Origin of the sequence: Pseudomonas alcaligenes (assembly GCF_014490745.1) — a bacterium.
In the GTDB taxonomy this organism is placed as follows: Bacteria; Pseudomonadota; Gammaproteobacteria; order Pseudomonadales; family Pseudomonadaceae; genus Aquipseudomonas; species Aquipseudomonas alcaligenes_C.
On record NZ_LZEU01000001.1, the window covers coordinates 2,697,025 to 2,710,764 of the forward strand.

Genomic DNA, 13,740 nt, shown 5'->3' on the forward strand with positions numbered 1-13,740 from the left:
CATGACTGCAGACAGCATTCTGTCCGTTCCACCGTACAAGGCCGATGACCAGGATGTGGTCATCGAGCTGAATTCCCGCTTTGGTGCCGAGACCTTCACCGTCCAGAGCACCCGTACCGGCATGCCGGTGCTGTGGGTTTCCCGCGACCGCCTGATCAATGTTCTGACCTTCCTGCGCAACCTGCCGCGCCCCTACGTCATGCTGTACGACCTGCATGGCGTCGACGAGCGCCTGCGCACCCAGCGCCGCGGCCTGCCGAGCGCCGACTTCACGGTGTTCTACCACCTGATGTCGGTCGAACGTAACAGCGACATCATGATCAAGGTCGCCCTCAAGGAAGGTGATCTCAACGTTCCCACCGTCACCGGTATCTGGCCCAACGCCAACTGGTACGAGCGCGAAGTCTGGGATCTCTACGGCATCACCTTCCAGGGCCACCCGCACCTGACCCGCATCATGATGCCGCCGACCTGGGAAGGTCACCCGCTGCGCAAGGACTACCCAGCGCGCGCCACCGAATTCGATCCGTTCAGCCTGACCCTGGCCAAGCAGCAGTTCGAGGAAGAATCCGCCCGCTTCAAGCCGGAAGACTGGGGCATGAAGCGCCACGGCGAGAACGAGGACTACATGTTCCTCAACCTCGGCCCCAACCACCCTTCCGCCCACGGTGCGTTCCGTATCGTCCTGCAGCTGGACGGTGAAGAGATCGTCGACTGCGTACCGGACATCGGCTACCACCACCGGGGTGCCGAGAAGATGGCCGAGCGCCAGAGCTGGCACAGCTTCATCCCCTACACCGACCGTATCGACTACCTCGGCGGGGTGATGAACAACCTGCCCTACGTGCTGGCCGTGGAAAAACTGGCCGGGATCAAGGTGCCGGATCGCGTCGATTTCATCCGCGTGATGCTCGCCGAGTTCTTCCGCATCACCAGCCACCTGCTGTTCCTCGGTACCTATATCCAGGACGTCGGTGCGATGACCCCGGTGTTCTTCACCTTCACCGACCGCCAGCGCGCCTACAAGGTGATCGAAGCCATCACCGGTTTCCGCCTGCACCCGGCCTGGTACCGCATTGGTGGCGTCGCCCACGACCTGCCGCGCGGCTGGGACGGCCTGGTCAAGGAATTCGTCGACTGGCTGCCCAAGCGCCTCGACGAGTACGAGAAGGCCGCCCTGAAGAACAGCATCCTGATCGGTCGTACCAAGGGCGTGGCCCAGTACAACACCAAGGAAGCCCTGGAATGGGGCGTCACCGGTGCCGGCCTGCGCTCCACCGGTCTGGACTTCGACCTGCGCAAGGCGCGCCCGTACTCCGGCTACCAGAACTTCGAATTCGAAGTACCGCTGGCGCACAACGGTGACGCCTACGACCGCTGCCTGGTACGCGTGGAAGAAATGCGCCAGAGCATCCGCATCATCGACCAGTGCCTGCGCAACATGCCGGAAGGCCCGTACAAGGCGGATCACCCGCTGACCACGCCGCCACCGAAAGAGCGCACCCTGCAGCACATCGAGACCCTGATCACCCACTTCCTGCAAGTCTCGTGGGGCCCGGTCATGCCGGCCAACGAGAGCCTGCAGATGATCGAGGCGACCAAGGGCATCAACAGCTATTACCTGACGAGCGACGGCAGCACCATGAGCTACCGCACCCGGATTCGCACGCCCAGCTTCCCGCACCTGCAGCAGATCCCTTCGGTGATCCGCGGCAGCATGGTGGCGGATCTGATCGCGTACCTGGGCAGTATCGACTTCGTTATGGCCGACGTGGATCGCTGATTATGAGCACGCTTATTCAAACTGACCGCTTCACTCTCAGCGAAGCCGAACGCTCGGCCATCGAGCACGAGATGCACCACTACGAAGACCCGCGCGCGGCGTCCATCGAAGCCCTGAAGATCGTGCAGAAAGAGCGCGGCTGGGTACCCGACGGCGCCGCCGATGCCATCGGCGCGATCCTCGGCATCCCGGCCAGCGACGTCGAAGGCGTGGCCACCTTCTATAGTCAGATTTTTCGCCAGCCGGTGGGCCGCCACATCATCCGCGTGTGCGACAGCATGACCTGCTTCGTCGGCGGCCACGAGGATCTGCTCGGCAGCCTCAAGGACAAGCTCGGCATCGTCCCCGGCCAGACCACCAGCGACGGTCGCTTCACCCTGCTGCCGGTGTGCTGCCTGGGTAACTGCGACAAGGCCCCGGCGGTGATGATCGACGACGACACCTACGGCAACCTCGATGCCAATGGCATCGCCCAGCTGCTGGAGTCCTACGCATGAAGACGCTGACTTCCATCGGCCCGGCCAACCGCATCGCCCGCAGCGAAGAGACCCATCCGCTGACCTGGCGCCTGCGCGACGACGCCCAGCCGGTATGGCTCGACGAGTACCAGCAAAAGAACGGCTACGCCGCCGCACGCAAGGCCCTCGCCGAAATGGCCCAGGCCGACATCGTGCAGACGGTCAAGGATTCCGGCCTCAAGGGCCGCGGCGGTGCGGGCTTCCCCACCGGCGTGAAGTGGGGCCTGATGCCCAACGACGAATCCATGAACATCCGCTACCTGCTGTGCAACGCGGATGAAATGGAACCGAACACCTGGAAAGACCGCATGCTTATGGAGCAGCTGCCACACCTGCTGGTGGAAGGCATGCTGATCTCCGCACGCGCGCTCAAGGCCTACCGCGGCTACATCTTCCTGCGCGGCGAGTACGTCGATGCAGCAGCCAACCTGAATCGCGCCATCGAGGAAGCCAAGGCCGCCGGCCTGCTGGGCAAGAACATCCTCGGCAGCGGCTTCGACTTCGAGCTGTTCGTCCACACCGGCGCCGGGCGTTACATCTGCGGTGAAGAAACAGCACTGATCAACTCCCTCGAAGGCCGCCGCGCCAACCCGCGCTCCAAGCCGCCCTTCCCCGCCGCCGTCGGTGTATGGGGCAAGCCGACCTGCGTGAACAACGTCGAGACCCTGTGCAACGTGCCGGCGATCGTCGCCAACGGCGTCGACTGGTACAAGACCCTGGCCCGTCCGGGCAGCGAAGACATGGGCACCAAGCTGATGGGCTTCTCCGGCAAGGTGAAGAACCCCGGCCTGTGGGAACTGCCGTTCGGTATCTCGGCCCGCGAGCTGTTCGAGGACTACGCCGGCGGCATGCGCGACGGCTACACCCTGAAATGCTGGCAGCCAGGTGGCGCCGGTACCGGCTTCCTGCTGCCCGAGCACCTGGATGCCTCGATGTACGCTGCCGGCATCGCCAAGGTCGGCACCCGTATGGGTACCGGCCTGGCCCTGGCCGTGGACGACAGCGTCAACATGGTTTCGCTGCTGCGCAACATGGAAGAGTTCTTCGCCCGCGAGTCGTGCGGCTGGTGCACCCCATGCCGCGACGGCCTGCCGTGGAGCGTGAAGATCCTCCGCGCCCTGGAGCGCGGCCAAGGCACCCAGCAGGACATCGATACCCTGCTCGGCCTGGTCAACTTCCTCGGCCCCGGCAAGACCTTCTGTGCCCACGCCCCGGGCGCCGTCGAGCCATTGGGTAGCGCGATCAAGTATTTCCGTCCGGAGTTCGATGCTGGCGTGGCCAGCAACAGTGCGCCGGCAGCAACGGGGCAATTCGCCCCGGCGTGAAGTTTTGCGTGACGGAGGCCATTCACCTGGCCCCGTGACACACCGTGATTCCATTAGCCAAGCCCGCTTCGGCGGGTAAAGAAGAAACCTGAACCATGGCCACTATCCACGTAGACGGCAAAGATTTCGAAGTCGACGGTGCGGACAACCTGCTGCAGGCCTGTCTGTCCCTCGGTCTCGACATCCCCTACTTCTGCTGGCACCCGGCGCTCGGTAGCGTCGGTGCCTGCCGCCAGTGCGCGGTGAAGCAGTACAGCGACGAAAACGACAAGCGCGGCCGCATCGTCATGTCATGCATGACCCCGGCCAGCGACAACACCTGGATCAGCATCGACGATGAAGAGTCCAAGGCGTTCCGCGCCAGCGTCGTCGAATGGCTGATGACCAACCACCCGCACGACTGCCCGGTGTGCGAGGAAGGCGGTCACTGCCACCTGCAAGACATGACGGTGATGACCGGCCACAACGAGCGCCGTTATCGCTTCACCAAGCGTACCCACCAGAACCAGCAGCTCGGCCCGTTCATCTCCCACGAGATGAACCGCTGCATCGCCTGCTACCGCTGCGTGCGCTACTACAAGGACTACGCCGGCGGCACCGACCTGGGCGTATACGGCGCGCACGACAACGTGTACTTCGGCCGTGTCGAAGACGGTGTGCTGGAAAGCGAGTTCTCCGGCAACCTGGTCGAGGTGTGCCCGACCGGCGTGTTCACCGACAAGACCCACTCCGAGCGCTACAACCGCAAGTGGGACATGCAGTTCGCCCCGAGCATCTGCCATGGCTGCTCCAGCGGCTGCAACATCAGCCCCGGCGAGCGCTACGGCGAGATCCGCCGCATCGAGAACCGCTTCAACGGCTCGGTGAACCAGTACTTCCTGTGCGACCGCGGCCGTTTCGGCTACGGCTACACCAACCGCGAAGACCGCCCGCGCCAGCCGCTGTTCGGTAGCGAGAAGCTGAGCCTGGACGGCGCCCTGGACAAGGCCGCCGAGCTGCTCAAGGGCAAGCGCGTGATCGGCATCGGCTCGCCGCGCGCCAGCCTGGAAGGCAACTTCGCCCTGCGCGAGCTGGTCGGCGAGGCAAACTACTACAGCGGCATCGCCGCCAGCGAGCTGGCCAACCTGCGCCTGATCCGCAACATCCTGCAGAACGGCCCGCTGCCGGTGGCCAACCTGCGCGACGTGGAAAGCCACGACGCGGTGTTCGTTCTCGGTGAAGACCTGACCCAGACCGCCGCCCGCCTGGCCCTGGCCCTGCGCCAGTCGGTCAAGGGCAAGGCCACCGAAATCGCCGCCTCGATGAAGATTCAGGACTGGCACATGGCCGCCGTGCAGAACGTCGCCCAGGACGCACTGAACCCGCTGTTCATCGCCAGCGTCACCCCGACCCGCCTGGATGACGTGGCCGAAGCCTGCGTGCATGCCGCCCCGGCCGACCTGGCCCGCATCGGTTTCGCCGTGGCCCACGCCATCGACCCGAGCGCCCCGGCCGTGACCGGTCTGGACGCTGAAGCTGCAGAACTGGTGCAGCTGATCGCCGACGCCCTGGTCAACGCCAAGCGTCCGCTGATTGTCTCCGGCGCTTCGCTGGGCGAGCAGAGCGTCATCGAAGCCGCCGGCAACATCGCCAGCGCGCTGAAGAACCGTGAGAAGAACGCCTCGATCAACCTGGTGGTACCGGAAGCCAACAGCATGGGCCTGGCCCTGTTCGGCGGCGAGTCGCTGGACGCCGCGCTGGACGCCCTGAACGCCGGCCAGGCCGACGCCGTGGTGATCCTGGAGAACGACCTGTACCGCCGCGCCGACGCAACCAAGGTCGATGCCGCCCTGGCCGCCGCCAAGGTGGTGATCGTTGCCGACCACCAGCAGACCGCCACCACCGCCAAGGCCCACCTGGTGCTGCCGGCGGCCAGCTTCGCCGAAGGCGACGGCACCCTGGTCAGCCTGGAAGGCCGCGCCCAGCGCTTCTTCCAGGTGTTCGAGCCGAGCTACTACGACAGCAATATCCTGGTGCGCGAGGGCTGGCGCTGGCTGCACGCGCTGCACAGCACCCTGCAGGGCAAGGCCGTGGACTGGACCCAGCTGGATCAGGTCACCGCCGCCTGCGCCGCCAGCAGCAGCGTGCTGGCCGGCATCGTCGGTGCCGCACCGAGCGCGTCGTTCCGCATCAAGGGCCTCAAGCTGGCCCGCGAGCCGCACCGCTACAGCGGCCGAACCGCCATGCGCGCCAACATCAGCGTGCACGAGCCACGTCAGCCGCAAGACAAGGACTCGGCCTTCGCCTTCTCCATGGAAGGCTACGCCGGCAGCAAGGAAGACCGTCAGCAGATTCCGTTCGCCTGGTCGCCGGGCTGGAACTCGCCGCAAGCCTGGAACAAGTTCCAGGACGAAGTCGGCGGCCATCTGCGTGCCGGCGATCCGGGCGTACGCCTGATCGAAGCCAAGGGTGCCAGCCTGCCGTGGTTCGCCGTGAACGCCGCGTTCAACCCGGCCCAGGGCACTCTGCAGGCCGTGCCGCTGCATCACCTGTTCGGCAGCGAGGAAAACTCCTCCCGTGCCGCCCCGGTGCAAGAGCGCATTCCGCAGCCTTACGTGGCCCTGGCCAAGGCCGAAGCCGACCGCCTCGGCGTGAATGATGGCGCCCTGCTCGCCCTGACCGTCAACGGCCAGGCCCTGCGCCTGCCGCTGCAGGTCAACGAAGACCTGGCCATCGGCCTGGTCGGCCTGCCGGTTGGCCTGCCGGGCATTCCGGCGCTGCTTGCCGGCGCCGTGGTCACTGCCATCCAGGAGGCCGCGCAATGAGCTGGCTGACGCCCGAACTGATCGACGTCATAGTCGCCGTCCTCAAGGCCATCGTCATCCTGCTGGTGGTTGTGGTCTGCGGCGCGCTGCTGAGCTTCGTCGAACGCCGTCTGCTGGGCTGGTGGCAGGATCGCTACGGTCCGAACCGCGTCGGCCCGTTCGGCATGTTCCAGATTGCTGCGGACATGCTGAAGATGTTCTTCAAGGAAGACTGGACGCCGCCATTCGCCGACAAGTTCATCTTCATGCTGGCGCCGATGATTGCCTTCGCCGCCATGCTGATGGCCTTCGCGATCATCCCGATCACCCCGGAATGGGGTGTGGCGGATCTGAACATCGGTATCCTGTTCTTCTTCGCCATGGCCGGTCTGTCGGTATATGCCGTGCTGTTCGCCGGCTGGTCGAGCAACAACAAGTTCGCCCTGCTCGGCAGCCTGCGTGCCTCGGCCCAAACCATCTCCTACGAGGTGTTCCTGGCCCTGGCACTGATGGGCATCGTCGCCCAGGTCGGCTCGTTCAACATGCGCGATATCGTCGACTACCAGGCCGAACACCTGTGGTTCATCATTCCGCAGTTCTTCGGCTTCTGTACCTTCTTCATCGCCGGCGTCGCCGTGACTCACCGTCACCCGTTCGACCAGCCGGAAGCGGAGCAGGAGCTGGCCGACGGTTACCACATCGAATATGCCGGGATGAAATGGGGCATGTTCTTCGTCGGCGAGTACATCGGCATCGTGACCATCTCGGCGCTGCTGGTGACCCTGTTCTTCGGCGGCTGGCACGGGCCGTTCGGCATCCTGCCGCAGATCCCGTTCATCTGGTTCGCCCTCAAGACCTGCTTCTTCATCATGATCTTCATCCTGCTGCGCGCCTCGATTCCGCGCCCGCGGTATGACCAGGTCATGGCCTTCAGCTGGAAGTTCTGCTTGCCGCTGACCCTGATCAACCTGCTGGTGACCGGCGCACTTGTGCTGGCCTCGGCCCAGTAAGGAGTAACACGCGATGATCAAATACATTTGGGACGTGGTGCATGGCACCTGGACCCAGTTGCGCAGCCTGGTGATGGTGTTCAGTCACGGCTTCCGCAAACGCGACACCCTGCAGTACCCGGAAGAACCGGTGTACCTGCCGCCGCGCTACCGCGGTCGCATCGTGCTGACCCGCGACCCCGACGGCGAAGAGCGCTGCGTAGCCTGCAACCTGTGCGCCGTGGCCTGCCCGGTCGGCTGCATCTCGCTGCAGAAGGCCGAGACCCCGGACGGCCGCTGGTACCCGGATTTCTTCCGCATCAACTTCTCGCGCTGCATCTTCTGTGGCCTCTGTGAAGAAGCCTGCCCGACCACCGCGATCCAGCTCACCCCGGACTTCGAGATGGGCGAGTACAAGCGCCAGGATCTGGTGTACGAGAAGGAAGACCTGCTGATCAGCGGCCCGGGCAAGAACCCGGACTACAACTTCTACCGCGTTGCCGGCATGGCCATTGCCGGCAAGCCGAAAGGCGCCGCGCAGAACGAAGCCGAACCGATCAACGTGAAAAGCCTGCTGCCCTAAGGAGAGGACATGGAATTCGCTTTCTACCTCGCCGCGGGTGTTGCCGTGGCGTCCACTGTACGGGTCATCACCGCGAGCAATCCGGTGCATGCCCTGCTCTACCTGATCCTCTCGCTGCTGGCCGTGTCGATGACTTTCTTCGCTCTCGGCGCACCCTTTGCCGGTGCCCTGGAGATCATCGTCTACGCCGGCGCCATCATGGTGCTGTTCGTCTTCGTGGTGATGATGCTCAACCTCGGCCCGGCTGCTGCCGAGCAGGAGAAGAAATGGCTGACGCCAGGCATCTGGACCGGCCCGGCGATTCTCGCCGCCCTGCTCCTGGCGCAGCTGCTCTATGTGCTGTTCCAGGCCCCGAGCGGCGCCGCCATCGGCCTGGTCACCGTGGACGCCAAGGCGGTCGGTATCGCCCTGTTCGGCCCTTACCTGCTGGCCGTCGAGCTGGCCTCGATGCTGCTGCTCGCCGCCCTGGTCGCCGCCTACCACCTGGGCCGCCACGAAGCCAAGGAGCCCACCGCATGAATGCGATTCCCATGGAACACGGCCTGGCCCTGGCCGCCGTGCTGTTCAGCCTGGGCCTGATCGGCCTGATGGTGCGGCGCAACATTCTGTTCGTGCTGATGAGCCTGGAAGTGATGATGAACGCCACCGCCCTGGCCTTTGTAGTGGCCGGTAGCCGCTGGGTGCAGGCCGACGGGCAGATCATGTTCATTCTGGTGATCACCCTGGCAGCCGCCGAGGCCAGCATCGGCCTGGCGATCCTGCTGCAGCTGTATCGCCGCTTCCACACCCTCGATGTCGACGCAGCCAGCGAGATGCGCGGATGAACCTTCTATTCCTGACTTTCCTCTTCCCGCTGCTCGGCTGGTTTCTCCTGGCCTTCTCCCGCGGGCGTATCTCGGAGAACCTGGCGGCGCTGATCGGCGTCGGCTCGGTGGGCCTGGCGGCGCTGACCGCCGGCTGGGTGATCCTGCAGTTCAACCTCAATCCGCCGGCCGGTGGCGTGTTCACCCAGGTGCTGTGGCAGTGGATGAGCGTCGACGGCTTTGCGCCGAGCTTCACCCTGTATCTGGACGGCCTGTCGGTGACCATGCTCGGCGTGGTCACCGGTGTCGGCTTCCTGATCCACCTGTTCGCCAGCTGGTACATGCGTGGTGAAGAGGGTTACTCGCGCTTCTTCGCCTACACCAACCTGTTCATCTTCAGCATGCTGCTGCTGGTACTGGGCGACAACCTGCTGTTCCTCTACTTCGGTTGGGAAGGGGTGGGCCTGTGTTCCTACCTGCTGATCGGCTTCTACTTCAAGCACGTGCCCAACGGCAACGCGGCGCTGAAGGCGTTCATCGTCACCCGCATCGGTGACGTGTTCATGGCCATCGGTCTGTTCATCCTGTTCATGAACCTGGGCACCCTGAACATCCAGGAACTGGCCGTGCTGGCGCCGCAGAAGTACCTGGCCGGCGACAACTGGCTGTGGATCGCCACCCTGATGCTGCTCGGCGGCGCGGTCGGCAAGTCCGCCCAGCTGCCGCTGCAGACCTGGCTGGCCGACGCCATGGCCGGCCCGACTCCGGTCTCGGCGCTGATCCACGCGGCGACCATGGTCACCGCGGGCGTGTACCTGATCGCCCGTACCCACGGCCTGTTCCTGCTGACCCCGGAGATCCTCGAGCTGGTCGGCATCGTCGGCGGCGTGACCCTGGTACTGGCCGGCTTCGCCGCCCTGGTGCAGACCGACATCAAGCGCATCCTCGCCTACTCGACCATGAGCCAGATCGGCTACATGTTCCTCGCCCTCGGCGTGCAGGCCTGGGATGCGGCGATCTTCCACCTGATGACCCACGCCTTCTTCAAGGCCCTGCTGTTCCTTGCCTCCGGTGCGGTGATCAATGCCTGCCACCACGAGCAGAACATCTTCAAGATGGGCGGGCTGTGGAAGAAACTGCCGCTGGCCTACGCGAGCTTCATCGTTGGTGGTGCCGCCCTGGCCGCTCTGCCGCTGGTCACCGCCGGCTTCTACTCGAAGGACGAGATCCTCTGGGAAGCCTTCGCCAGTGGTCATAGCGAGCTGCTCTACGCAGGCCTGGCCGGTGCCTTCCTGACCTCGATCTACACCTTCCGCCTGATCTTCATCGCCTTCCACGGCGAGCAGAAGACCGAGGCCCATGCCGGTCATGGCGTGGCCCACTGGCTGCCGCTGTCGGTGCTGATCGTGCTGTCGACCTTCATCGGCGCACTGATCACCCCGCCGCTGCACGGCGTACTGCCGCAGAGCATCGGCCATGCCGGCGGCGAAGCGCAGCACAGCCTGGAGATCGCCTCGGGCGCCATCGCCCTGGCCGGTATCCTGCTGTCCGCCCTGCTGTTCCTCGGCAAGCGCAGCTTCGCCACCGCGGTGGCGCAGAGCGCCCCGGGTCGCTTCCTGTCGGCCTGGTGGTTCGCCGCCTGGGGCTTCGACTGGCTCTACGACCTGCTGTTCGTCAAACCGTACCTGCTGATCTGCCGCCTGCTCGGCCGCGACCCGATCGACCAGAGCATCGGCCTGGTGCCGCGTCTGGCCCGCGGCGGCAATGGTCTGCTGGCTCGCGCCCAGACCGGCCAGGTGCGCTGGTACGCCACTTCGATTGCCGGGGGTGCCGTGCTGGTGCTCGCCGTCCTCCTTTTTCTGAGTTAAGGAAAACAGCCTGATGATTCTCCCCTGGCTAATCCTGATTCCCTTCATCGGCGGCCTGCTGTGCTGGCAGGGCGAGCGCTTCGGCAATACCCTGCCGCGCTGGATCGCCCTGCTGACCATGGGCCTGCTGTTTGGCCTCGGCCTGTGGCTGTGGGCCACAGCCGACTTCAGCCTGGCCCCGGCGCCAGGCGCCGACCCGGTATGGGCGGCCGAGTTCAAGGTGCAGTGGATCGAGCGTCTCGGTATCAGCATTCACCTCGGCCTCGACGGCCTGTCGGTGCTGATGATCTGCCTTACCGGCCTGCTCGGCGTGCTGTCCGTGCTGTGCTCGTGGAACGAGATCCAGAACCGCGTCGGCTTCTTCCACCTTAACCTGATGTGGATCCTCGGCGGCGTGGTCGGCGTGTTCCTCGCCATCGACCTGTTCCTGTTCTTCTTCTTCTGGGAAATGATGCTGGTGCCGATGTACTTCCTCATCGCGCTCTGGGGTCATAGCGGCAGCAAGGGTCACTCGCGGATCAACGCGGCCACCAAGTTCTTCATCTTCACCCAGGCCAGCGGCCTGATCATGCTGGTGGCGATCCTCGCCCTGGTGCTGGTCAACTACAACGCCAGCGGCGTGCTGACCTTCAACTACGCCGACCTGCTGAAAACCCAGCTGCCGGCCGGCACCGAGTACCTGCTGATGCTCGGCTTCTTCGCCGCCTTCGCGGTGAAGTTCCCGGTGGTGCCGGTGCACTCCTGGCTGCCGGACGCCCACGCCCAGGCGCCGACCGCCGGCTCCGTGGATCTGGCCGGCATCCTGCTGAAGACCGCCGCCTACGGCCTGATGCGCTTCGCCCTGCCGCTGTTCCCCAATGCCTCGGCCGAGTTCGCGCCGATCGCCCAGTGGCTGGGCGTGTTCGCCATCGCCTACGGTGCCTTCCTGTCGTTCGCGCAGACCGACATCAAGCGCCTGGTGGCCTACTCCAGCGTCTCGCACATGGGCTTCGTGCTGATCGCCATCTACTCCGGCAGCCAGGTCGCCCTGCAGGGCGCCGTGGTGCAGATGATGGCCCACGGCCTGTCCGCAGCCGCCCTGTTCATCCTCTGCGGCCAGCTCTACGAGCGCCTGCACACCCGCGACATGCGCGAGATGGGCGGCATCTGGGCACGCATGCCGTGGCTGCCGGCAGTGAGCCTGTTCTTCGCCGCCGCCGCGCTGGGCCTGCCGGGTACCGGCAACTTCGTCGGCGAGTTCCTGATCCTGATCGGCAGCTTCCCCACCGCCCCCTGGGTGATCGTCCTGGCTGCCACCGGCCTGGTGTTCGGCTCGGTCTATTCGCTGGCGATGATCCATCGCGCCTACTTCGGCCCGGCCAAGTCGGACGAGCCGCTGCAGGGCCTCAAGTCCCGCGAGCTGTACATGGTGCTCGGCCTGGCCGTGCTGCTGATCCTGCTCGGTGTCTACCCGCAGCCGGTGCTCGACACCTCGGCCGCCAGCATGCACGGCGTGCAGCAATGGCTGGGTAGCGCCCTCAATCAACTCGTTTCGGCCCGGTAAGTAGTGCTATGGAACTGACGACTCAACACTTCATCGCCCTGCTGCCCCTGCTGATCACCAGCGCCACCATCGTGGTGGTGATGCTGGCGATCGCCTGGAAGCGCCACCACTCCTGGACGTTCGGCCTGTCGGTGCTCGGCCTCAACCTGGCTCTGCTGTCGGTGATCCCGGCCCTCAAGGCCACGCCCATCGCAGTGACCCCGCTGCTGCTGGTGGACAACTTCGCCTGCTACTACATGGCACTGGTGCTGGCCGCCACCCTGGCCTGCGTGACGCTGATCCACGCCTACCTGGGCGGCGATTCCGGCAAGGGCTACCCGGGCAACCGCGAAGAGCTGTACCTGCTGATGCTGCTGTCCGCTGCCGGTGGTCTGGTGCTGGTCAGCGCCCAGCATCTGGCCGGCCTGTTCATCGGCCTGGAACTGCTGTCGGTACCGACCTACGGCATGATCGCCTACGCCTTCTTCAACAAGCGTTCGCTGGAAGCCGGCATCAAGTACATGGTGCTATCCGCCGCCGGTAGCGCCTTCCTGCTGTTCGGCATGGCCCTGCTCTACGCCGAGTCCGGCAGCCTGAGCTTCGCCGGTATCGGCGCCAAGCTGGCCGCCGACGGCCTGCCAAGCCTGATCGCCCAGGTCGGCATCGGCATGATGCTGATCGGCCTGGCCTTCAAGCTGTCGCTGGTGCCTTTCCACCTGTGGACGCCGGACGTCTACGAGGGTGCGCCGGCGCCGGTGGCCGCGTTCCTGGCTACCGCCAGCAAGGTGGCGGTGTTTGCCGTGCTGCTGCGCCTGTACCAGATCGCTCCGGTCACCAGCGGTGGCTGGCTGAACGAGCTGCTGACCGTGATCGCCATTGCCTCGATCCTGTTCGGCAACCTGCTGGCCCTGCTGCAGAGCAACCTCAAGCGGCTGCTCGGCTACTCGTCGATCGCCCACTTCGGCTACCTGCTGGTCGCACTGATCGCCAGCAAGGGCCTGGCCGTGGAAGCGGTCGGCGTGTATCTGGCCACCTACGTGCTGACCAGCCTGGGCGCCTTCGGTGTGATCACCCTGATGTCGACGCCCTACAGCGGCCGCGATGCCGATGCCCTGTACGAGTACCGCGGCCTGTTCTGGCGCCGCCCGTACCTGACCGCCGTGCTGACCGTGATGATGCTGTCGCTGGCCGGCATCCCGCTGACCGCCGGCTTCATCGGCAAGTTCTACGTGGTCGCCGCCGGCGTGCAGGCGCAGCTGTGGTGGCTGCTCGGCGCGCTGATCCTGGGCAGCGCCATCGGCGTGTTCTACTACCTGCGGGTGATGGTCACCCTGTTCCTGGTGGAACCGAACCTGCGCCGCCACGATGCCGAAATGCACTGGGCCCAACGCGCCGGCGGCATCATGCTGCTGTTCGTTGCCCTGCTCGCCTTCTTCCTCGGCGTCTATCCGCAGCCGCTGCTGGAACTGGTGCAGCAGGCCGGCCTGGTGGCAATTGCCCACTAAGCCAGCAGGCAATAAAAAACCCGGCCCAGGCCGGGTTTTTTATTGTCAGGCGCCAGGCGCC

Annotated in this window: 11 protein-coding genes; all 11 read left to right on the forward strand. The window is 65.2% G+C overall.

Going from position 1 to position 13,740, the window contains the following annotated elements:
- The first annotated feature begins 1 nt into the window (after position 1).
- Positions 2–1,783 carry an NADH-quinone oxidoreductase subunit C/D gene (gene nuoC, locus A9179_RS12295; RefSeq protein WP_187806111.1) on the forward strand — a complete coding sequence of 594 codons (1,782 nt, stop codon included), beginning with the start codon at positions 2–4 and terminating at the stop codon, positions 1,781–1,783.
- Positions 1,783–2,280, forward strand: a complete 498-nt coding sequence (nuoE, locus tag A9179_RS12300; RefSeq protein WP_394354762.1) for an NADH-quinone oxidoreductase subunit NuoE — start codon at positions 1,783–1,785, stop codon at positions 2,278–2,280. The genes nuoC and nuoE overlap by 1 nt, the downstream gene beginning before the upstream one ends.
- A complete protein-coding gene (gene nuoF / locus A9179_RS12305; protein ID WP_187806113.1) occupies positions 2,277–3,626 on the forward strand; it encodes an NADH-quinone oxidoreductase subunit NuoF in 1,350 nt (449 codons plus the stop codon). Before nuoE ends, nuoF begins: the two co-directional genes overlap by 4 nt.
- 95 nt (positions 3,627–3,721) lie before the next feature.
- Positions 3,722–6,430, forward strand: a complete 2,709-nt coding sequence (gene nuoG / locus A9179_RS12310) for an NADH-quinone oxidoreductase subunit NuoG (RefSeq protein ID WP_187806115.1) — start codon at positions 3,722–3,724, stop codon at positions 6,428–6,430.
- Positions 6,427–7,419, forward strand: coding sequence for an NADH-quinone oxidoreductase subunit NuoH (gene nuoH, locus A9179_RS12315; RefSeq protein WP_187806117.1), 993 nt, complete (start codon positions 6,427–6,429; stop codon positions 7,417–7,419). The genes nuoG and nuoH overlap by 4 nt, the downstream gene beginning before the upstream one ends.
- A gap of 13 nt (positions 7,420–7,432) precedes the next feature.
- Positions 7,433–7,981 carry an NADH-quinone oxidoreductase subunit NuoI gene (nuoI, locus tag A9179_RS12320; RefSeq protein WP_183089851.1) on the forward strand — a complete coding sequence of 183 codons (549 nt, stop codon included), beginning with the start codon at positions 7,433–7,435 and terminating at the stop codon, positions 7,979–7,981.
- A 9-nt stretch (positions 7,982–7,990) separates the two neighbouring features.
- Entirely contained in the window at positions 7,991–8,500 is a 510-nt protein-coding gene (nuoJ, locus tag A9179_RS12325) for an NADH-quinone oxidoreductase subunit J (protein WP_187806119.1), read from the forward strand.
- Positions 8,497–8,805 (forward strand): NADH-quinone oxidoreductase subunit NuoK, encoded by a 309-nt coding sequence (gene nuoK / locus A9179_RS12330; RefSeq protein ID WP_187806121.1) that lies wholly within the window; start codon positions 8,497–8,499, stop codon positions 8,803–8,805. Before nuoJ ends, nuoK begins: the two co-directional genes overlap by 4 nt.
- Positions 8,802–10,652, forward strand: coding sequence for an NADH-quinone oxidoreductase subunit L (gene nuoL / locus A9179_RS12335; RefSeq protein WP_187806123.1), 1,851 nt, complete (start codon positions 8,802–8,804; stop codon positions 10,650–10,652). Before nuoK ends, nuoL begins: the two co-directional genes overlap by 4 nt.
- 13 nt (positions 10,653–10,665) lie before the next feature.
- Positions 10,666–12,195, forward strand: a complete 1,530-nt coding sequence (nuoM, locus tag A9179_RS12340) for an NADH-quinone oxidoreductase subunit M (protein WP_187806125.1) — start codon at positions 10,666–10,668, stop codon at positions 12,193–12,195.
- A gap of 8 nt (positions 12,196–12,203) precedes the next feature.
- The gene (gene nuoN / locus A9179_RS12345) at positions 12,204–13,679 is read left to right on the forward strand and encodes an NADH-quinone oxidoreductase subunit NuoN (RefSeq protein ID WP_187806127.1); all 1,476 of its coding nucleotides are present in this window, start codon (positions 12,204–12,206) and stop codon (positions 13,677–13,679) included.
- Positions 13,680–13,740: the final 61 nt, after the last annotated feature.